Source organism: Streptomyces sp. NPDC002044 (assembly GCF_040296725.1).
Taxonomy (GTDB): Bacteria; Actinomycetota; Actinomycetes; order Streptomycetales; family Streptomycetaceae; genus Streptomyces; species Streptomyces antarcticus.
On record NZ_JBEOXU010000042.1, the window covers coordinates 25,277 to 45,226 of the forward strand.

At 75.3% G+C, this 19,950-nt stretch carries 17 protein-coding genes and 3 pseudogenes; 5 read left to right on the forward strand and 15 right to left on the reverse strand.

Annotation, left to right across the window (positions count from 1 at the left end; all coding sequences use genetic code 11):
* Positions 1-26: 26 nt before the first annotated feature.
* Complete coding sequence (locus ABT106_RS13715; RefSeq protein WP_351276262.1) at positions 27-782, reverse strand: TetR/AcrR family transcriptional regulator; 756 nt, start codon at positions 780-782, stop codon at positions 27-29.
* 78 nt (positions 783-860) lie between these two features.
* Here ABT106_RS13715 and ABT106_RS13720 point away from each other — a divergent pair.
* The 3 genes and pseudogenes from ABT106_RS13720 to ABT106_RS13730 form a co-directional block, all read left to right on the forward strand.
* Positions 861-1,196: pseudogene (locus ABT106_RS13720) on the forward strand (FAD-dependent monooxygenase); the annotation flags it as partial.
* 146 nt (positions 1,197-1,342) lie between these two features.
* Entirely contained in the window at positions 1,343-2,110 is a 768-nt protein-coding gene (locus ABT106_RS13725) for an FAD-dependent monooxygenase (RefSeq protein WP_351276264.1), read from the forward strand.
* A 74-nt stretch (positions 2,111-2,184) separates the two neighbouring features.
* The gene (locus ABT106_RS13730; protein WP_351276266.1) at positions 2,185-2,634 is read left to right on the forward strand and encodes a nitroreductase family deazaflavin-dependent oxidoreductase; all 450 of its coding nucleotides are present in this window, start codon (positions 2,185-2,187) and stop codon (positions 2,632-2,634) included.
* An 8-nt stretch (positions 2,635-2,642) separates the two neighbouring features.
* On the opposite strand, the gene ABT106_RS13735 is transcribed toward ABT106_RS13730, so the two are convergent.
* The 13 genes and pseudogenes from ABT106_RS13735 to tdh form a co-directional block, all read right to left on the reverse strand.
* Entirely contained in the window at positions 2,643-4,238 is a 1,596-nt protein-coding gene (locus tag ABT106_RS13735) for a phytoene desaturase family protein (protein ID WP_351276268.1), read from the reverse strand.
* Positions 4,235-6,424, reverse strand: a complete 2,190-nt coding sequence (locus tag ABT106_RS13740; RefSeq protein ID WP_351276270.1) for a serine/threonine-protein kinase — start codon at positions 6,422-6,424, stop codon at positions 4,235-4,237. Before ABT106_RS13740 ends, ABT106_RS13735 begins: the two co-directional genes overlap by 4 nt.
* On the reverse strand, positions 6,406-7,422 hold the full coding sequence (locus ABT106_RS13745; RefSeq protein ID WP_351276272.1) for an oxygenase MpaB family protein: 1,017 nt from the start codon (positions 7,420-7,422) through the stop codon (positions 6,406-6,408). Before ABT106_RS13745 ends, ABT106_RS13740 begins: the two co-directional genes overlap by 19 nt.
* Positions 7,423-7,544: 122 nt before the next feature.
* Positions 7,545-8,345, reverse strand: a complete 801-nt coding sequence (locus ABT106_RS13750; RefSeq protein ID WP_351276274.1) for an anti-sigma factor — start codon at positions 8,343-8,345, stop codon at positions 7,545-7,547.
* Positions 8,345-8,953: an ECF RNA polymerase sigma factor SigK gene (gene sigK / locus ABT106_RS13755; RefSeq protein ID WP_502979348.1), complete on the reverse strand. Its 609-nt coding sequence runs from the start codon at positions 8,951-8,953 to the stop codon at positions 8,345-8,347. The genes ABT106_RS13750 and sigK overlap by 1 nt, the downstream gene beginning before the upstream one ends.
* A gap of 152 nt (positions 8,954-9,105) precedes the next feature.
* Entirely contained in the window at positions 9,106-9,540 is a 435-nt protein-coding gene (locus ABT106_RS13760; RefSeq protein WP_351276278.1) for a hypothetical protein, read from the reverse strand.
* 136 nt (positions 9,541-9,676) lie between these two features.
* Positions 9,677-10,788: pseudogene (locus ABT106_RS13765) on the reverse strand (ABC transporter substrate-binding protein).
* Positions 10,789-10,882: 94 nt separating this feature from the next.
* Positions 10,883-12,073 (reverse strand): acyl-CoA dehydrogenase family protein, encoded by a 1,191-nt coding sequence (locus ABT106_RS13770; protein WP_351276280.1) that lies wholly within the window; start codon positions 12,071-12,073, stop codon positions 10,883-10,885.
* Positions 12,074-12,279: 206 nt separating this feature from the next.
* Positions 12,280-13,116 carry a class II fructose-bisphosphate aldolase gene (locus ABT106_RS13775; protein ID WP_351276282.1) on the reverse strand — a complete coding sequence of 279 codons (837 nt, stop codon included), beginning with the start codon at positions 13,114-13,116 and terminating at the stop codon, positions 12,280-12,282.
* Positions 13,113-14,015, reverse strand: coding sequence for an SIS domain-containing protein (locus ABT106_RS13780; protein WP_351276284.1), 903 nt, complete (start codon positions 14,013-14,015; stop codon positions 13,113-13,115). Before ABT106_RS13780 ends, ABT106_RS13775 begins: the two co-directional genes overlap by 4 nt.
* A 361-nt stretch (positions 14,016-14,376) precedes the next feature.
* Positions 14,377-15,291 (reverse strand): LysR family transcriptional regulator, encoded by a 915-nt coding sequence (locus tag ABT106_RS13785; RefSeq protein WP_267719192.1) that lies wholly within the window; start codon positions 15,289-15,291, stop codon positions 14,377-14,379.
* A gap of 12 nt (positions 15,292-15,303) precedes the next feature.
* Positions 15,304-16,506 carry a glycine C-acetyltransferase gene (locus ABT106_RS13790; protein WP_351276286.1) on the reverse strand — a complete coding sequence of 401 codons (1,203 nt, stop codon included), beginning with the start codon at positions 16,504-16,506 and terminating at the stop codon, positions 15,304-15,306.
* A gap of 227 nt (positions 16,507-16,733) precedes the next feature.
* Positions 16,734-17,762, reverse strand: a complete 1,029-nt coding sequence (tdh, locus tag ABT106_RS13795; RefSeq protein WP_351276288.1) for an L-threonine 3-dehydrogenase — start codon at positions 17,760-17,762, stop codon at positions 16,734-16,736.
* Positions 17,763-17,963: 201 nt separating this feature from the next.
* On the opposite strand from tdh, the gene ABT106_RS13800 reads away from it, so the two are divergent.
* A complete protein-coding gene (locus ABT106_RS13800; protein ID WP_351276290.1) occupies positions 17,964-18,872 on the forward strand; it encodes an alpha/beta hydrolase fold domain-containing protein in 909 nt (302 codons plus the stop codon).
* A gap of 79 nt (positions 18,873-18,951) precedes the next feature.
* Here the strand turns inward: ABT106_RS13800 and ABT106_RS13805 are convergent, their stop codons facing one another.
* Positions 18,952-19,689, reverse strand: coding sequence for a class I SAM-dependent methyltransferase (locus ABT106_RS13805; protein ID WP_351276292.1), 738 nt, complete (start codon positions 19,687-19,689; stop codon positions 18,952-18,954).
* A 33-nt stretch (positions 19,690-19,722) separates the two neighbouring features.
* Between ABT106_RS13805 and ABT106_RS13810 the strand changes: the two are divergent.
* Positions 19,723-19,950 (forward strand): annotated as a pseudogene (locus tag ABT106_RS13810) (hypothetical protein); the annotation flags it as partial.

Below are 19,950 nucleotides of genomic sequence, written 5' to 3' on the forward strand. Positions count from 1 at the left end.
GACTTCGGCGGCGCGGCCTACGCGGCCTAGGCTCCGGCGCTGAGGGCCGCGTCGAGCATGCGGCGTGTGATGCGGGTGAGTTCGGCCGGGTCCGGGGCCGGACGGGAGTGGGCGAGGGCCCCCACGAGCCGGTCGTAGAGGATCCCGTCCGTCCAGGCCGCCAGCAGCTCGGCGGCCTCCTCGGGCCGCTGCGCCCCGAGCGCGGCGAGCACGGCCGCGGCCCGGGCGCGCGCGGCCCGTCCCGCCCGCTGGAACTCGGGCTCCAGGTCGGGGCTGCGGGCCGCCTCAAGGCTGAGTTCGAAGCGGGCCAGCTGGCGCTCGCGCCCGACCGTGAGCCAGCGGTACAGCAGCCCGGCGAACACCGCCACGGCCGCCTCGCGGTCCGGCGGCACCGGCGGCACGGCCGACGGCCCCGCAGCGCCCACGCCCCCGTCGTACTCGGCGAAGTCGAGCTCCACCAGGCGCTGGTAGCAGGCGCCGATCAGCGCCGTCCGCGTCCGGAAGTAGTACGAGGTGCTGCCCGCCGGCAACCCCGCCGCGGTGTCGGCCGCCCGGTGGGTGAGGCCCCGGAGGCCCGCGGAGGCCACGAGACCGATCGCGGCGTCCGCGATCAGCGTCCGCCGGTCGGAGGCCGGCGCGGGCGGCGCGGGCGGCGCGGGCGGCGCGGGCTGCGCGGTCGGCTCGGGCTGCGCGGTCGGCTCGGGCCGCGAAGGGTCCGGTTCGTCCGGCTCGTCCGAGCGGTGGAGGTCCGGAAGGTGTGCGGGGCGCGGGCGGCTGGACATGACGCCACTCTACAGATGTAGAGTGCGAAGCGATCCTCTACACATGTAGAGGATCCGGTGAGCGGGCAGGAGCACGTCATGTCAGAGGTACGGCGTCACGCGGTCGTGGCGGGTGCCGGGATCGGCGGGCTCACCGCCGCCCTCGCCCTGCACCGCAGCGGCTGGCGGGTCACCGTCTGCGAGCGGGCTCCCGGCCCCGCCGCCGCGGGCGCCGGGATCGTCCTCGCCCCCAACGCCCTGCGCGCCTTCGACACCATCGGCTTCGACGCCGCCCGCGCCGCGGGCGGGGCCGTCCCGGCCGCCATGGGCCTGCGGCGCCCGGACGGCCGCTGGCTGAACCGCGCCGACACCGCCGCGATGGCGGCCCGGTACGGCCGGCCCCCGCTCGCCGTGCACCGGGCCGCGCTCACCGACGCGCTCGCGGCCGCACTGCCCGACGGCACCGTCCGGTACGCCACCGCCGTCACCGCCGTCGACCTCGCGGACCACCAGGAAGCGGAACACCGGGAAGCGGACCACCGGGAAGGCGTGGACGCGAAAGGGGTGCGGACGGCGGCCCGGTGGTCCGTACGACCGCCGGCGACCTCGTCGCCGACCTGGCGGTCGCCGCCGACGACATCCACAGCCCGCTGCGCCGCCTGTACTTCCCGGAGCACCCCGGCCTGTACTACGCCGGCGAGACCGCCTGGCGTACGGTCCTGCCCGCGGGCGGCGGCGCCGACGCGTCCGCCGCGGAGACCTGGGGGCGCGGCGAGCGCTTCGGGACCGTCCCCCTCGCCGACGGCCGCACCTACGTCTTCGCCACCGCCGTCGCCCCCGAGGGTCACCGCCCGCCCGACGCGCGCGCCGAACTCCTGCGCCGCTTCGGCGCCTGGCACGACCCCATCCCCGCGCTCCTGGAGCGGATCGATCCCGCCGACGTGCTCCGGCACGACCTCTACGACCTGGCCGCACCGCTCCCCCGCTACCACCGGGGCCGCCTCGCCTGGCTCGGCGACGCCGCGCACGCCATGACCCCCAACCTCGGCCAGGGCGGCTGCCAGGCCGTCGAGGACGCCGTGGTGCTCGCGCACCTGCTGAGCGGAGCCGGCGCGTCCGGCGTCCCCGCCGCCCTGGCCGCCTACAGCACGGCCCGCCGCGCGCGCACCGACGCCCTGCGGGTCCGGTCCCGCCGGGCCGGCCGGATCGCCGCCCTCACCCACCCGCTCGCGGTGGCCGTCCGCGACCTCGCCGTGCGGGCCACCCCGGCGGGTGTCGCGCGCCGGGCGATGGACGACCTCTTCGACGGCTTCACCCTTCCCGCCGTCAGCCCCGAGCCCGGGGATTAGCGACCGTGCCCGCGGGCACGCGTACTCGTTGTTCACGTTCGTTGACCGTTCAACGCGAAGGCAGGCCGAGGCGCATGACCGACGACATCGACTGGGACCACCCGACCGACCCCAGGCCGGGCACCTGGCAGCTCGACCACGTGAAGCTGTACGTGAGCACGGACGGGGCGGACGGCCACCACTGGAACGGCACCCAGACCCTCCTGCTCACCACCATCGGCCGGGTCTCCGGCAAGCCGGTGCGGACCCCGCTCATCTACGGCGAGGACGGGGGCCGCTACCTGGTCGTCGCGTCCAAGGGCGGCGACCCGGCGGACCCGCTCTGGTACCGGAACCTGACCGAGCACCCCGAGGTCCGCGTCCAGGTCGGCCCGAAGGTCCTCCAGGGCACGGCACGCACCGCGACCTCCGAGGAGCGGGAGGCGTACTGGCCGCTGATGGTCGGGCACTGGCCCGCGTACGACGAGTACCAGGCCAAGACGGACCGCGAGATCCCCGTCGTGGTCATCGAACCGACCGGCTGAGGCGCGGTTCAGCGGTCCAGCACGGCCATCGCCGCGTTGTGCCCGGGGACCCCGCTGACGCCGCCGCCGCGCACCGCCCCCGCGCCGCACAGCAGGACGTTGCGGTGGGCGGTCTCCACGCCCCAGCGGCCGGCGTCCGCGGCGTCCCCGGGCGCGTAGGGCCAGGACAGGTCCCGGTGGAAGATGTGGCCGCCGGGCAGGCGCAGTTCGCGCTCCAGGTCCAGCGGGGTCTTCGCCTCGATGCAGGGCCGGCCGTCCGCGTCGAAGGCGAGGCAGTCGGTGACCGGTTCGTCGAGGTGGGCGTCCAGCTGCGCGAGGGTCGCGGTCAGCAGCACCTCGCGCGCCTGCTGGTTGTCCTTGCGGAACAGCCGGGCCGGGGCGTGCAGGCCGAAGAGGGTGAGCGTCTGGTAGCCCTGCTCCACGAGCTCCGGTCCGAGGATCGTCGGGTCGGTCAGCGAGTGGCAGTAGATCTCCGAGGGCGGTACGGACGGCAGTTCGCCCGCCGCGGCCTCCGCGTACGCCCGGCCCAGCTCGGCGTAGCCCTCGGCGATGTGGAAGGTGCCGCCGAACGCCTCGCGCGGGTCGACGGCGGTGTCCCGCAGCCGGGGCAGCCGCCGCAGCAGCATGTTGACCTTGAGCTGGGCCCCCTCGGGCGCCGCCGGCTCCGGGGTCTGGCCGAGGAGTTCGGCGAGGGCCCGCGGCGAGGCGTTGACCAGGACCGTGCCTCCGGCGACCCGGCCCTCCCCCGTCGCCGTGCGGAACACCACCTCGGCCGGGCCGGTGCCGTCCGTGTCGATCCGCAGGACCTCGTGCCCGGTGGCGATCTCCGCCCCGGCCGCCCGCGCCGATCCCGCGAGGGCCTCCGTCAGGGCGCCCATGCCGCCCACCGGCACGTCCCAGTCCCCGGTTCCGCCGCCGATGACGTGGTAGAGGAAGCAGCGGTTCTGGGCGAGCGAGGGGTCGTGGGCGTCGGCGAAGGTGCCGATCAGCCCGTCCGTGAGGACGACGCCGCGCACCAGGTCGTCGGCGAAGTGCCGCTCCACCGCCTGGCCCAGCGGCTCCTCGAAGAGCATCCGCCAGGCCGCCTCGTCGTCGATGCGGGTCCGCAGCTCCTCGCGGGTGGGCAGCGGCTCGGTGAGCGTCGGGAACACCTTCCCGGCGACCCGCCCGGTGGTCTCGTAGAAGGCACGCCAGCTGTCGTACTCCCGGTCCGAGCCGGTCAGCCGCGCGAAGGACTCGCGGGTCCGGGCGTCGCCGCCGCCGACGAGGAGGCCGCCGGGACGGCCGCCGCGCCCGGTCGGCGTGTACGAGGAGACCGTGCGCCGGCGGACGGAGAACCGCAGGTCAAGGTCGCGCACGAGCTTCGGCGGGAGGAGCGAGACGAGGTAGGAGTAGCGCGACAGCCGGGCGTCCATGCCGGTGAAGGGACGGCTGGAGACGGCGGCGCCGCCGGTATGGCCGAGCCGCTCCAGGACCAGCACCGAGCGGCCCGCCCGGGCCAGGTACGCGGCGGCCACCAGGCCGTTGTGCCCGCCTCCCACGATCACGGCGTCGTAGACGGCTTTGTCGAACACGGTCCGGCCGGAGCTCCGCGAGGTCGTCATGGCTCTTGGTAGCACACCTGCCCGAGCCGCTCCAGACAGTACGCCTCGTCGGCGTGGGCCAGCGCCGTGTCGGGATGCTCGTCGCCCTGGGCCCGCTCGCGGATGCCCGCGAGGTCCCGGTAGACGGGCAGCGCCTCCTCCCAGCGGCCCAGCCGGCCGAGGCCCGCGGCGAGTTCGCGGCGGCTGACCAGGGTGTCCGGGTGCTCGGCGCCCAGCGCCCGGGCCCGCGCGTCGCCGACCTCCCGGGCCTCGGCGACCGCCTCCTCCCAGCGGTCGAGACGGCCCAGATTGACACCGAGGACGTGCCGGGCGCGGAGCGTCTCCGGGTCGGCGGCGCCGTAGGCGCGGGTGCGGTCGCGGACCAGGGCCCGGAACAGGTCGAGGGCCTCGGCGGGGTTCCCGGTGCGGCCGAGCGCGATGCCCGCCTCGTAGCGCGCGGCCAGGGTGTCGGGGTGGTCGCGGCCGAGCACCCGCTCCCGGGCGGCGGCGACCTCGCGGAAGACGCCGAGGGCCTCCCGCCAGCGCTCCAGGCGCCCGAGCGCGTACGCCACCTCGTAGCGGGTCAGCAGCGTGTCCGCGTGCTCGGCGCCCAGGACGGCCGCCCGGTCGGCGGCGGTCTCGGCGGCGGCCGTGTGCGCCTCCGCGAACCGGCCCAGTGCTCCGAGGGCGCAGGCCAGGTTGTGGCGGCAGCGCAGCGTGTCGGGGTGGCGCGGGCCGGTGGTCCGCTCGCGGGCGACGAGCACCGCGCGGTAGATCCCGTACGCCTCCGTGTGGCGTCCGAGCCGGCCGAGTTCGTACGCGGTCTCCTGGCGGGCGGCGAGCGTGTCGGGGTGGTCCGGGCCGAGCACGCGGGCCCGCCCGTCGGCCACGGCCTGGTAGACGGCGAGCGCCGCCTCGGGCCGGCCCGCCCGGCTGAGGGCGAAGGCACGGGTGTGGCCGGCGGCGAGGGCGTCGACGCCGGTCTCGCGCGGGCCGGGGAGGCGCGGCACGCCGTACTCCACGGTGAGGCGCGGGTCCTCGGCGGGCTCGGGGCGGACGATCCGGCGGGCTCCGGCCTGGCCCTGGCCCTGGGCGGGGGCCGGGGGGAAGGCCGGGTTCCGGACCGGGTCGGCGTGCGAGCCGTCCCCGGACCGGGCCGTGGGGCCGGGGGGGCCGGCGGCGGGATGCCCGGCGGCGGGGCCGGCCGTGCGGCCGGCCGTCCACGAACCGGTGAGGACGGCCCACTCGCCGCTCGCGCGGCGGGCCTCCATCCCGGCCTTGCGGCCGGCCGTCATGCTCCGGGCCCACCCCGGCAGCGGGGCCTGGGCGCCGGGCAGCCCGCCGGGCCCGACCCGGGCCTCGACGAGCCGGCGGTGCAGGTGGCGGGCGTCGCCCGGCCGGTCCTCGGGGGACTTGGCGAGCAGGTCCAGGACCACCTGCTCGAAGTAGCCGGGCAGTTCCGGACGGTGTTCGCGCGGCGGTACGGGCGCGTTGTCCCGGTGGCCGACCAGGACCGACCAGGAGTCGCCGAGGTCGAAGGGCGGGGCTCCGGTGGCGATCTCGTAGAGGACGCAGCCGAGGGAGTACAGGTCGCTGCGGTGGTCGACCTCGCCTCCCGCGATCTGCTCGGGCGACATGTAGTGGGGGGTGCCCATGGCCACCCCGCCGCCGGTGAGTTTGGCGGTGAAGCCGATGTCGTGGGCCAGCCGGGCGATGCCGAAGTCGCAGATCTTCACCGTGCCGTCGGTCAACCGCATGATGTTCGCCGGCTTCAGGTCGCGGTGGACGACTCCCTGGTCGTGGGTGTAGCCCAGGGCCGCGGCCAGCTGCTCGGCGATGTCGACGACCACGTCGACGGGCAGCGGGCGGGCCTCGTTGTCCTCGAGTAGCTGGCTGAGGTTGCGTCCTTCGAGCAGTTCCATGACCAGGTAGAGGCAGCCCCCGGCGGCGCTGTCGTCGCCGAAGTCGTGCACGACGGTGACGCCCCGGTGCTGGAGCGCCGCCGCCACCCGTGCCTCGCGGCGGAACCGCTCGCGCAGCACCTGGGTGAAGTGGGCGTCCTGTTCGGCGCCGATCGGCTTGAGGCACTTCACCGCGACCTGCCGGCCCAGCGACTCGTCGCGGGCGCGCCACACCTCGCCCATGCCTCCGCGCCCGATCAGATCGAGCGACCGGTACCGGCCCTGGATCAGTCTGGACTCCGCCATGTCTTGAAGCCGCCCCCGTCGTCGTGCCACGCCCTCCCCGGCCCGTCCAGTATGGCCGCTGATGTGCGCAGTGTGTACGTCGAGGGGCGGCTCTCCGGGCCCATGCGGCGCATCGCTTTCAGAATGTGACCTGGTGGCAGCTGCCAGCGCAGACCTGCGGGAATGCTGCGCAAGGTGAGGCCCGTGAGGCGCAGGCGCCGGGTGATGCTGCGTGGGGCGGGTGCGGGGCGCCCGTACAGCTGGTGCGCCCAGCCGGGGAGGGTCGCGTACGCGAGTCCGGCCAGCGGGCCCCACAGCAGGTTTCGGCCAGGTACGAGGAGGGGGTGGATCGGCGGTCTGCGCAGGAAGGCGTCCACGGCGCGGGCGTCGGCGCCCGCGGCGAGCCCGGGACGGACCGCCTCGAAGTAGGCCGCCAGCCCGGCGGTGTCGGCGGGGACGCCGGCCGGGTCGAGGCCGACGAGGCGGGCGCCGGCCCGGTTCTCGTCGACGTAACGGTCCGCCTGGGCCGGGGTGAGGGGGACGCCCGAGCGGCGCAGGACGTGCAGGAAGCTGTCGATCTGGGCGCAGTGGATCCACAGCAGCAGCTCCGGGGCGTCCACGGGGAACCGTTCGCCCGTGTCCGGGTCGGTGGCGGAGAGCATGCGGTGGATCGTGCGGACGCGGGCGCCGGCGCGTTCGGCGGCCTCGGTCGTGCCGTAGGTGGTGGTGCCGACGAAGTCAGCCGTGCGCAGGAGGCGCCCCCATGCCTCGGCGCGGTCCCCCTTGCCGCCGTGAGCCCCGCGGTCCCGACGGCCCCCCTTCGATGCGAACACCGTGCTGTTCTCCACGACCCCGCGAACCGCGCGCGGGTGCAGTGCCTGGAGGTACAGGGCGCGGACCCCGGCGATCCACATCACCGGGTCGCCGTGGCACTGCCAGGTGACGGATCCCGGGCCGTACAACCCGGGGTCGGCTCCGCCGCCGTGCTCGCCGTACGGGTCTTCGGCCCTCTCGCCCATCCGCGGTCCTCCCCGCTCGGCTCGGTTCGCCCGGCTCGGCCGGCGCCCTCCGGTCCTACCCGGCGCCGCCCCCTCCCACCCGCCCGGCGCCCGTGCCGAAGGGGTCCGGGCACGGGAACCGGTCAGGCCGGGATGTCGATCAGGCCGATGGGCGAGCTGGTGGGCTGCGCGGAACCGCCGGCGGGCTCGACCGTGATGCCGAGTGCCGTGGCCTCCTCGACGGGCCCGTCCAGCAGTTTGATGTGCCAGTTCCCGCGACCGGTCAGGGTCCCGGCCGAGCGGGGCGTGCCCGCGTCGTCGTACCAGAGCTCGTACACCTGGTCCGAGGTCAGTTCCGGCAGTCCCGACGCCATGAAGGCGGCCCGGCTCTCTTCCCGGGAGACGACGACGCACCCGGTGGCGCCGTCCCCGAAGTCGGCGGTGCCGATCGTGGCGTCGGGGGCGGCCAGCACCTCGGCGAGCTGCGCGGCGGGGCCGGCCCGGCGGAGTTCCGTACGGGCCTCCGCGGCCTCCTGGTGCTGCCAGACGGCGATCCCGCCCAAGGCGGCCGCGGCGGCCAGGGACGCGGCCAGGGCCCAGCGCAGCGGCGCGCCCGGTCCGCCCCGCCCGGCCGGCCGGGGAACGGCGCCCCGCCCTCCGAACAGGGGGCGCGCCCCTGGGGCCGGGCCCGGACGGGGTTCGCGGCGGCCGGCCTCCTGGGCCGTACCGGCGACCTGCCCCAGCACCCGGTCGCGCATGCCCGGCGGTGGCGAGACCCCCTCGGTGGCGCAGAGCCGGATCAGGACGGGCATCAGGGCGAGGAGCTCGCGCCGGCAGCTGTCGCAGCCCGCCAGGTGGTTCGCGAACGCGCTCTCCTCGTCGGGCGGCAGCGCGTGCAGCAGGTAGGCCCCGAGGGACGCGTGCGGCTTGGACGCGATGCTCATCAGGACGCCTCCAAACACGCGCGCAGCCGTTGCAGTCCGTCGCGGAGCCGGGATTTGACCGTGCCCTCCGGTGACGACAGCGAGCGCGCCACCTCGCGGTAGGTCATCCCCTGGTAGAAGGCGAGCAGGACCGCCTCCCGCTGGACCTCGCTGAGCGCGGCCAGGCACCGCCTGACCTGGGCGTGCTCCTCCCGCTCCTCGACCTCCGCCGCCACTTCGTCGAAGGGGGTGGTCCGGTCCAGCAGGGCGGCCTTCTCCTCCCGCTCGCCGCGGGCCCGCACGGCGCGCACGCGGTCCACGGCACGCCGGTGGGCCAGCACCAGCACCCACGCCTTGGCGCTGCCCAGCTCGGGGCGGAAGCGCCCCGCCGTCCGCCACACCTCGACCATCACGTCCTGGGTCACCTCCGCCGCCTGGTCGGCGTCCCGCAGTACCCGGCAGACCAGTCCCATCACGGGGACGGTCAGCGCGTCGTAGACCCGGGCGAACGCCTCGCGGTCACCGTCGGCGGCCAGCAGGAGCTGGGCGTCGAGGTCCCCGGCCTCCACGGACCGGGAATCCTCGGGTTCACCGGGCGGTTGCGCTCCTTCGCCTGCCGTGTCCGCCATCCGACATCCAGTGGTCGTCCGAGTGCAGCACCGGACTTCCGATCCCACCACCATTCGGGAGCGGCCGCATCCGGGGAGGGCTCCCGCGCGGCGAGGGCCCGCGGGTGCGGGCCCTCGCGGACCGTCCGTCGTGCCCGGGGGGACGGGCGCCGTCAGCGGTGCCCGTTCCAGCAGACCCACTGGCCCTGGACCCAGTGCTTGTCCCAGTGCCCGGAGACGTACACCCACTTCCAGTGGCCGTTGTGGCCCCGCCAGTCGTTGTGGCCGCCGTACCGGTTGCCGTCCTTGCGGTCGTCACCGTTGCGGTTGTCGTTGCGGTGGTCGCTCTTGTGGTCGCGGTCACGGTTCCAGTCGTAGCCCTTGACCCACTTCTTCTCCCAGTGGCCCTTGACCCAGCGCTTGTCCCAGTGCCCCTTCTTCCAGTGGCACTGCTTTCCGTGGTCGCGATCTCCGCTGACGGCGGTCGCCACGGACGACGCGGGGGCCGCGACGGCCGGTGCCGCGGCGCCGAGCGCCGCACCGCCGACCAGCATGCCCGTCGCGGCCGCGGCGACGGCCACGCGCCTGATCCGGATGGGGACGGTCATGGATCCCACCTCCTGGCCCCCGCTGATGCGAGAGCAGTGACTGCTGTGACACAAGTAATTCGGAACGGATCGCCGCCTGGATGGAAGAGAAGTTAAGAAATATGACTATCGCACCAGAATGTGACGCTGCGCCCGTTCAGCCGGTGTGAAGGATCCGGACACGGCCCGGCTCCGCCGGATCCCGGTCGACGACCTGCACCGGCGCCCCGGCCCACTGCCACACTCCGGTGCCGGGCGTACGCGAGAACCGGATCCGCCCGCGGGTGCCGTCGACCGCGACCCGCGCCCAGGACGCGCCGATGCCCGCACGGTCCGTGCCGTGTGCGCGCAGCACGGCGGCGAGGACGGCGACGGTGTCGTAGCCCTCGAAGGCCACGAAGGAGGGCGCTTCGGCCAGCCGCTCGCGCAGGGCCGCCCCCACGCGAGCGCCGAGCGGGCCGAGCCGCTCGGGCAGGCAGCGCAGGAACGGGATGCCGGCGCCGTCGCCGCCCGTCAGCGCCGCCCACCCGGCGAACTCCGGCTGCCCGGCCGGAGCGCCGATCAGGATCTCGCGCAGGCGCCGGTCGCGGCGGACGGCGGTGACGATCGGCGCGGCCGGTTCCGGCTGGCCGGCCAGGAGGAGGAGCGCCGTGGTGCGGCGGGCGGCGAGTTCGTCGCACAGGGCCGCCGCGGAGAGCGAGCGCGCGTCGAGTTCGTCGACGGTGGCGCCGCGCGGGACGAGGTGGTCCCGCAGGATGCGGGCCCCGGACGCCCAGTAGACGCTCGGCTCGGCGGCCACGGCGATCCGGCTGTGGCCCGCGCCGAGGAGGAAGTCCGCGTAGATCCGCCAGCCGCGGGACTGCGGGGGGCCAGGCGCGCGACCCGGTCCGCCGGCTGTTCGGTGAGCGCGTCGAGCACCGCCGACGAGCAGAGGAACGGCAGGCCGAGGGCGTCGGCCCTGACGGCCACGGCGCGGGCGACGACGCTGTGGTACTCCCCCGCCAGGGCGGCCACACCCAGGCGGGCCAGCTCGTCCACGGCCGCCGCGGCCCTGAGGGGATCGGCCGCGGTGTCCCGGACCACCAGCTCGAGAGGCCGTCCGCCGATCCCGCCGGCGGCGTTGGCGTCGCGTACGGCCAGTTCGAGTCCGGCGAGCAGGTGCCGGCCCGCCTCGGTCCAGCCGGGCCGGGTGAGCGGGACGAGGGCGCCGAGCCGGACGGATGCTCCGTCGGCCCGCGCCACTTCGGATGCCGGGGGTGGCGTACTCATGCGTCGGCGTCTCCGGGTGCGCTGGGCGGTGGCGGTCTGCCCGGACATTGCATCCGCCACCGGCGCCGGCGGGCAACCGGTTATCGGCGCGGCGTCAGCGGCGCACCCGGGGCATGCCCAGGCCGATCCAGGAGATGATCTCCCGCTGGATCTCGTTGTTGCCGCCGCCGAAGGTGAAGATCACGGCGCTGCGGTAGCCCCGTTCCAGCTCGCCGTGCAGGACCGCGCCCGCCGAGCCGTCCTTGAGGGAGCCCGCCGCGCCGGCGACCTCCATGAGCCAGGCGTACGCGTCCCGGCGGGCCTCGGAGCCGTACACCTTCACCGCCGAGGCGTCCTGCGGGGTGAGGGTGCCGGCCTGGACCGCGTTGACCATCTGCCAGTTGAGCAGCTTCATGGCGTCGAGCCGGGCGTGGGTGCGGGCCAGGCGGGCACGGACCCAGGACAGGTCGATGACGCGCCGGCCGTCGGCGAGTTTGGTCTCGGCGGCCCAGCGCTGGACGTCGTGCAGCGCCCGGATGGCCATCGTGCCGTGGGCGGCGAGGGTGACGCGCTCGTGGTTGAGCTGGTTGGTGATCAGCCGCCAGCCCTTGTTCTCCTGGCCGACCCGGCGGGTCGCCGGCACGCGGATGTTCTCGTAGTGGCTGGCGGTGGTGTCGTGCGAGGCGAGGGTGTTGATGAGGGTGCAGGAGTAGCCGGGGTCGGACGTCGGCACCAGGAGCATGGTGATGCCCTTGTGCGCCGGGGCGTCCGGGTCGGTGCGGACGGCGAGCCAGACCCAGTCGGCGGTGTCGCCGTTCGTGGTCCAGATCTTCTGCCCGTCCACGACGTAGGTGCCGCTCTCCTCGTCGCCCTCCCGGACCGCCTTGCACTTCAGGGCGGCGAGGTCGGTGCCGGCGTCCGGCTCGCTGTAGCCGATGGCGAAGTCGATCTCGCCGGCGAGGATCTTCGGCAGGAAGTACGCCTTCTGCTCCTCCGTACCGAACTGCATGATCGTCGGCCCGACGGTGTTGAGCGCCATCAGGGGCAGCGGCACGACGGCCTGGGCGGCCTCGTCGAAGAAGATGAACTGGTCCATCGGCGACATGCCCCGGCCGCCGTACTCCTCGGGCCAGCCGACGCCCAGCCATCCGTCGGCGCCGAGCCGGCGGATCGTCTCCCGGTAGAAGCGCTTCTGGGCGGCGGGGTCCTCGTAGCGGGCGTAGACGTCCTGCGGCACCAGCTCGGCGAAGTAGGCGCGCAGCTCGGTGCGCAACTGCTGCTGCTCAGGCGTGTATTCGAGGTGCACGGCCCCTCCGGGAGTCTCGCGGTCCAGCCGGCCGCCACTGCGGCGGCGGGGGCAGACTAGAACCTGTTTCAAGAATCCGGAAGGCCGGTGGCCGGGGTTTCCGGCGGGCGGCGACCCGGTCACGCCCTCCGGCGGCGGCCGCGCCGCCGCGGGTGCACGGCCACGCACCCGCGGTGCGCGGCCGCCGGTCTCCCGTGCCTCTCCGGTCAGTTGAGCGCGGCGATCATGGCTTCGGCGGTCACCGCCATCGCGGCCCGGGCGGCCGTCAGGTAGGGGCGCGGGTCCGCCGGGGTCAGGTGGGCGCGGATGGCCCCGGTCATGGCCACGTTCAGCGCGGTGCCGATGTTGACCTTGCGGATGCCGCCCGCGACGGCGGCGGCGAGCTCGCCGTCCGGCAGCCCGGAGGAGCCGTGCAGGACGAGCGGTACGTCGACCGTCTTGGCGAGCCGGGCCAGCAGGGCGTGGTCGAGGGAGGCGGTCCGGCTGGTCATCGCGTGGCTGCTGCCGATGGCGACGGCCAGTGCGTCCACCCCGGCGTCGGCGACGAACCGCCGGGCCTCGTCGGGATCGGTACGGGCGCCGGGCGCGTGGGGGTCCAGGGGCGCGGCGCCGTTCTTGCCGCCGACCTCGCCGAGTTCGGCCTCGATCCACAGCCCGTTGGCGTGCGCCCAGTCGGCGGCGGAGCGGGTCGCCTCCAGGTTCTCGCCGTACGGGAGGTGCGCGGCGTCGTACATCACCGAGCTGTAGCCCGCGTCGCAGGCCCGGCGGAGCAGGTCGGTGCTCTTGACGTGGTCCAGGTGCAGTCCGACCGGGACACCTGCGGCCTCCGCGCAGGCGGCGGCGGCGCGGGAGATGGGGAGGAGCCGGCCGCCGCGGAACTTCACGGCGTTCTCGCTCAGTTGCAGGATGACGGGCAGTCCGGCGGCTTCGGCGCCGGCGACGACGGCCTCGGCGTGCTCCAGGGTGATGATGTTGAAGGCGGCGACGGCCCGCCCTGCGGCGGCGGCCTCCAGCACGAGGGGGCCGGCGGGGACGAGGCTCATCGGACCGCCTCCTCTCCGGCGGTCAGGATCACCGAGCGGGTGAGGTGGCGCGGCGCGTCCGGGTCCAGTTGCCGGAGGGAGGCGACGGCGAGGGCGAGGCGGTGCACCCGGACCAGTTCGGCGAGCGGGTCGAGCCGTCCGGCCACCCAGTGGGAGCCGGTGGCGCGCACCTGCTCGGCGAGTCCCGCGGGAGCCTCGTCGAGGGACCAGGTGACGGTGCCGGGCCCGGAGACGCTGACCGGCCCGTGCCGGTACTCCATCGCGGGGTAGGACTCGGCCCAGGACAGCGAAGCCTCCCGCATCTTGAGGGCGGCCTCGTGCGCGAGCCCGACGCTCCAGCCCCGGCCGAGGAAGGTGAACTGCCCCGCGGTGTCGAGTCCGGCGGGGAGCGGTTCGGCGAGGGCGGTACGGGCGTCGGCGACCGCGGCCGCGGAGTGCGTCCCGGCGTGGGCGCGGAGCAGGGTGAGGGCGGTGGTCGCGAACCGGGTCTGCACGACGGACCGTTCGTCGGCGAAGTCGAGGACGACGACGTCGTCGGCGAGGGTCGCCACGGGGGTGGCCGGATCGCCGATGACCGCGGTGGTGGGCACGCCCGCGTCCCGCAGCCCGGCCAGCAGGTCCAGCACCTCGGTGGTGGTGCCGGACCGGGTCAGGGCGAGCACCCGGTCGTAGCGGCGGTGGCGCGGGAACTCGGAGGCGGGGAAGGCGTCGGTCTCCCCCTGCCCGGCCTCCTCGCGCAACACGGCGGCGGCCTGGGCCATGTAGTACGAGGTCCCGCACCCGACGATCGCGGTCCGCTCCCCCGGCCGCGGCAGCACCGCCCGCCGCGCCGGGGCCAGTTCGGCGGCCCGTTCCCAGCATGCGGGCTGTGTGCCCAACTCGTACGCCACGTGGCTCATACAGGCTCCCTCGTTCGGCAAGCGACTGGATGCATATTTCTGCAAGATATCGCGCACTTTCGCGCAACTTCAAGCATCAACGGGGTGCACGGTCGCGTTGTCTCCGACGCACCGGCCGAGGGAGGCCGCGCGGGGGTCCGGCGAAGGGGGCGGCGCCCGGCCCCGGAGCCGTACGAGGGGCCCCGGCCCGGCGCTGCCGGATCTGGCGGCGGGCCGCGGGGTGTCGTCGCGCGGGGCCGTGCCCGGTCGCGCGGGGCCCGGGGGACGGGGACGCGGGCGCACCGCACGCCCGGGCGGGCCGGGGAGACGGCGGCCGCCGCGCGGGCCGCCGGCGGTCGCCCGCGGCAGCCCGGCGGGGCCTTCAGTGCGCCGGCAGCCGCTCCGACTCGCGGACCAGGGCAGCCAGCACCGGGGCGATCAGGGGGTGCGACTCGGCGCCGCGCCGGGCGGCGGCGAAGACCCGCCGGGTGGCGGCCGGGCCGGTGACGGGGCGCACCCGGACCTCCTTGAGGTCCATGCCCCGCAGCGCGGAGCGCGGTACCAGCGCCACTCCGGCGCCCGCGCCCACCAGCGCCGTCACGGCCCGGAAGTCGTCGGAGGAATGTGCGAACCGGGGCTGGAATCCGGCCAGTTCACAGGCCAGGAGCGTCACGTCGTGACACGGGTTGCCCGGGTACTGGCCCACCCAGTCGGCGTCGGCGAGGTCGGCCAGGCAGACCGCGGGCAGGTCCGCGAGGGGGTGCCCCGGGGGAAGCACCGCGTCGAAGGGTTCCGCGTACAGGGGGACGACGGACAGCCGCTTGTCGTCCGCGCCCGGCCCGCCCCGGTACTCGACCGCGAGCGCCACGTCGGCCTCGCCGTCCAGCAGCATCGGCAGGCTCTGGTCCCCCTCGGCGTCCCGTACGCGCAGCCGGATGCCGGGGTGGTCCAGGGAGAGGCGGGAGATCGCCGGGGCGAGGACCTCGGCGATGCCCGTCGCGAAGGCGGCGACGGTCACCGACCCCGCCGTGCCGCCCGCGTACGCCGCGAGTTCGGCCTCCGCCCGTTCCAGCTGGGCCACCACCTCGTGGGCGTGCCCGAGGAGGATCTCGCCGGCCGCGGTGAGCCGCACCCCGCGGCCGCTGCGGGTGAGCAGCACGTGGCCCGTCTCCTGTTCCAGCGCCGCGAGCTGCTGGGAGACGGCCGACGGGGTGAGGTACAGGGCTGCGGCCGCGGCGGTCACCGTACGGTGGTCCGCCACGGCGCGCAGGATGCGCAGCCTGCGGGGGTCGATCACCCCTCCATTGTCTCAGCCGGCGGACGTGCCGAGCGCCGCGCGGGCGTCGATGAAGGCGGCCACGGCGCGCTCGACGTCGGCGGTCGAGTGGGCCGCCGACAGCTGGACGCGGATGCGGGCCGCGCCGAGCGGGACCACGGGGTAGGAGAAGCCGATGACGTACACGCCGCGCTCCAGCAGCAGGTCGGCCATCTTCGCCGCCTCCGCCGCGTCGCCGATCATCACGGGGGCGATGGCGTGGTCGCCGGGCAGGATCTCGAAGCCGGCCTCGGTCATCTTCGTACGGAAGAGGGCGGTGTTGGCGGCGAGCCGGTCGCGCAGGTCACCGGCCGACTCCAGCAGGTCGAGGACCTTGAGGGAGGCCGCGGCGATGACCGGGGCGAGGGAGTTGGAGAAGAGGTACGGGCGCGAGCGCTGGCGCAGCAGCTCCACGATCTCGGCGCGCGCCGCGACGTAGCCGCCGGAGGCGCCGCCGAGGGCCTTGCCGAGGGTGCCGGTGATGATGTCGACGCGGTCCATGACCCCGTGCAGCTCGGGGGTGCCGCGGCCGCCGGGGCCGACGAAGCCGACGGCGTGGGAGTCGTCGACCATGACCATGGCGTCGTAGCGCTCGGCCAGGTCGCAGATCTCCGCGAGCGGGGCGACGTAGCCGTCCATGGAGAAGACGCCGTCGGTGACGATCAGGCGGCGGCGGGCGTCCTGCGACTCCTTGAGCCGGGTCTCCAGCTCGGCGAGGTCGCGGTTGGCGTAGCGGTAGCGGCGGGCCTTGGAGAGGCGGATGCCGTCGATGATCGAGGCGTGGTTGAGGGCGTCGGAGATCACCGCGTCCTCGGCGCCGAGGAGGGTCTCGAAGACGCCGCCGTTCGCGTCGAAGCAGGAGGAGTAGAGGATGGTGTCCTCCTGGCCGAGGAACGCCGACAGGCGGGCCTCCAGCTCCTTGTGCACCTCCTGCGTGCCGCAGATGAAGCGCACGGAGGCCATGCCGTAGCCCCAGCGGTCCAGCGCGTCCTTGGCGGCGGCGACGACCTCGGGGTGGTCGGCCAGCCCCAGGTAGTTGTTGGCGCAGAAGTTCAGGACCTCGCCCGCGGCTCCGCCCGAGGTGACGGCCACGGCCGCGTTCTGCGGGGTGCCGATGACGCGCTCGGGCTTGTGCAGACCGGCGGCGCGGATCTCGTCGAGGGTGGTGCGCAGGTCCTCGCGGACGGACTCGAACATGGTGCGGTTCTCCTTCTACGGCGGAGGCGGGCGTACGGGCCGGGCGTACGGGCTGGGCTATGGGCCGGGCGTACGGGCGACGAGGGGGGCCGGGCCCCGCGGAGGGGGGTGGGCGGGGCCCGGCCGGGGGAGGGTGGTCTGTGGGGTCCGGGGCGCGAGGCCCGGGGTGGGTCCGGGGCCCGAGGCCCGGAATGGCGTCCGGAAAACGGACCGGACGCCGGGCCGCGCTACGCCGTCCAGTCCAGGATGATCTTGCCGCTCCGGGCGGTCGACGCCTCGTCGAAGGCGGCCTCGAACTCACGGTGCGAGTACCGGCCGGTGATGACGGGGCTGAGGTCCAGCCCGCCTTCCAGGAGCACGGTCATCGCGTACCAGGTCTCGAACATCTCACGGCCGTAGATGCCCTTGATGGTGATCATCGAGGTGACCACCTTCGCCCAGTCCACCGGGAACTCCTGCGCGGGCAGGCCCAGCATGGCGATCCGGCCGCCGTGGGTCATGTTGTCGATCATGTCGCGCATGGCCTCGGCGCGGCCGGACATCTCCAGGCCGATGTCGAAGCCCTCGCGCAGTCCGAGCGAGCGCTGCGCGTCGGCGATGGAGGTCTCGGCGACGTTCACGGCGAGGGTGGCGCCCGCCTTGCGGGCGATCTCCAGCCGCTCGGGGCTGACGTCGGTGATGACGACGCTGCGCGCACCGGCGTGGCGGGCCACCGCCGCCGCCATGATCCCGATCGGACCCGCGCCGGTGATCAGCACGTCCTCGCCGACGAGGGGGAAGGACAGCGCCGTGTGCACGGCGTTGCCGAAGGGGTCGAAGATGGCCGCGACGTCGAGGTCGACCGCGGTGCGGTGCACCCACACGTTCTGCGCGGGCAGCACGACGTACTCGGCGAAGGCGCCGTCGCGCCCGACGCCGAGCCCGATGGTGCTGCGGCACAGGTGGCGGCGCCCGGCCAGGCAGTTGCGGCACTTCCCGCACACCAGGTGGCCCTCGCCGCTGACCAGCGCGCCGATCTCGATGTCGCGGACGTCCGCGCCGAGCGCGGCGACCTCGCCCACGAACTCGTGGCCGAGGACGAGCGGCGTCTTGACGGCGCCCTGCGCCCAGCCGTCCCAGGCGCGGATGTGCAGGTCGGTTCCGCAGATGCCGGTGCGCAGCACCCGGATCAGCACGTCACCGGCGCCGTACTCGGGCTCGGGGACGTCCATGAGCCACAGACCCGGCTCGGCCGTGTGCTTGACGAGTGCCTTCATGGGAGTGGCTCCAGGCCTGCGGAAGGAGACGCCGGGGCCGCGGGGGCGCGGGTGGCGCGTGTGACGGAACCAATCTGCCGAGCGGCGTGGTGATCAGTCCATCGAGACTTTCTTAAGCGGGCTTCCAGCCCAGCTTCACGCCTATGCTCTCCCCGGGGTTCCGCGCCGGGGAGGCGCGGGGGAAAAGGGGAGGTGAGGGGCGTGCCGAGTCTGCGCAGTACGGCGTTTTCGGCGGCGCTGGCCGTGACGGGGCGGCGAAGACGGTTCGCGACCGCGGAGGCGGTGCGGGCCCGGGTGGCCCAGTCCGCCCGGCGGCCCGCGTCGCACCTGCCGCCGCGGTCGCTGGGCCGGGTCGCGGACATCTCGCGGACCTTCGTCGGGGCCTGGCCGGTGTACGACGTCTGCCCGCGCGGCGCCGATCCGGACGCCCGGGTGCTGTACTTCCACGGCGGCGGCTTCGTGGACGAGCTGGAGCGGCGGCACTGGGCCCTGGTCCGGGCGCTGGTCGTGCGGGCCCGGGCCCGGGTCGTCGTACCGGCGTACGCGCTGGCGCCGCGCGGCACCGCCGACCGGACGGTGCCGGTCGCCGCCGACCTGCTCAGCGGCCTGATCGAGAGCGGCGGCGGTGGCGGCACCGTACTCCTCGGGGACTCCTCCGGGGCCGGGCTGGCACTGGCCGCCGCCCAGCGGCTGCGCGACCGCACCGGGACGCAGCCCTCCAGGATCGTGCTGCTCTGCCCCTGGCTGGACGTGACCATGAGCCATCCGGACCAGGCGGCCATCGAGGCGGCCGGTCCGCTGTCGGCCCGGCCCGGCCTGCTGGAGGCCGGCCGCCTGTACGCGGGGACCCTGGCCGCCGAGGACCCGCGGGTGAGCCCGCTGCGGGGGACGTTCGCGGGGCTGGCGCCGATGACGGTGTTCACAGGGACCCGGGACGTGCTGGCCACGGACGGCGGGGAACTGCTGCGCCGGGCCCGCGCCGCCGGGGTGGAGGCGGACCTCCACGAGGGGGCTGGGCTGCCGCACGGATACCCGCTGCTGCCGGTGCCGGAGGGGCGGGCGGCGCGCGACCGGATCGTGGAGCTGGTCCGGTCGGCGGCGAACGCGTGAGGGGAGCGGACGGCCGGGTCGGACCGGGCGTCGGGACGCCCCGTACGCCGCGCCGCACACCGCCCCGTCACGCCGTCCTCTACGCCGTACAGGTCATCAGCGAGCTGATCGGCCAGGCCCGGTACGCCGTCCAGTAGACCTCGTCGCGTACGGGATCGGGCGGCGGCGTCCGGTTCGGCTGCCAGCCGACGGTCGTGAAGCCGGCCGCGACGGCCGCTTCGGCGAGGTCGGCGTGGGACCACTCGCGGAACTCGAAGGGCTCCGGCGGATCGGTGAGGAAGTGCGCCTTCAGCAGGGGTGCCTCGCCCTGCGGGACCCGGTCCAGGATGCGCACCCCGTACGGCGACCAGTCCACCCGGGGGAACGCGCCCGCGTTGGGCACGATGGCGAGCAGCCGGCCGCCGGGCCGCAGGCTGGTGCGCACGGACCGGAGCACGGCGTGCAGCGACACGCGGTCGGTCGCGTGGTTGAAGGGGTAGGCGGCGGTGGCGAGGTCGAAGGGGCCGAGGCCGGCGACGCCCACGGCTTCGGCGACGTGGTATTCGATGTCCTGCCGCCCCTTCGTCGCCTCGTGGGCGCGGGCCCGCGCGATCCGCTCCCCGCAGGGGTCCACGCCCACCGTCCGGCGGGCACCGCCGCGGGCCAGGAGCCGGGTGTTGTAGCCGTATCCGCAGGCCAGGTCGAGGGCGTCGAGGCCGCGTACGCCGCCGAGCGCGTCCAGGGCGCCGTGCAGGGTGTGGGTGTCGGCCGCCGAGAAGGCCGCCGTGGCGGTGCATTCGGCGTACCGCTCGCCGATGGTGTCGTACTGGAACCGCATGTTCTGCCTTCCGGGGGCCTGCCGGGGGGACGCGTGCGTATCGTGCCCCGCGGCCCGTACGGGATCCGGCCCGCACGCCCGTGCGTCCCCCGGACGAGCGAAGCGGTCGGCCTATCGGCGCCGGGCGGGCCGTACGGGGTCCGGTACGGGTACGGGGTCCTGCGGGCGGTGGCCGCGGTCCTGCTGCTCGCGGCGGTCGCGGTGGTGGCCGGGTACCGGGGCTCCGGCGGCGGCCCGGCCGGGAAGCCGGGCCGGTCGACG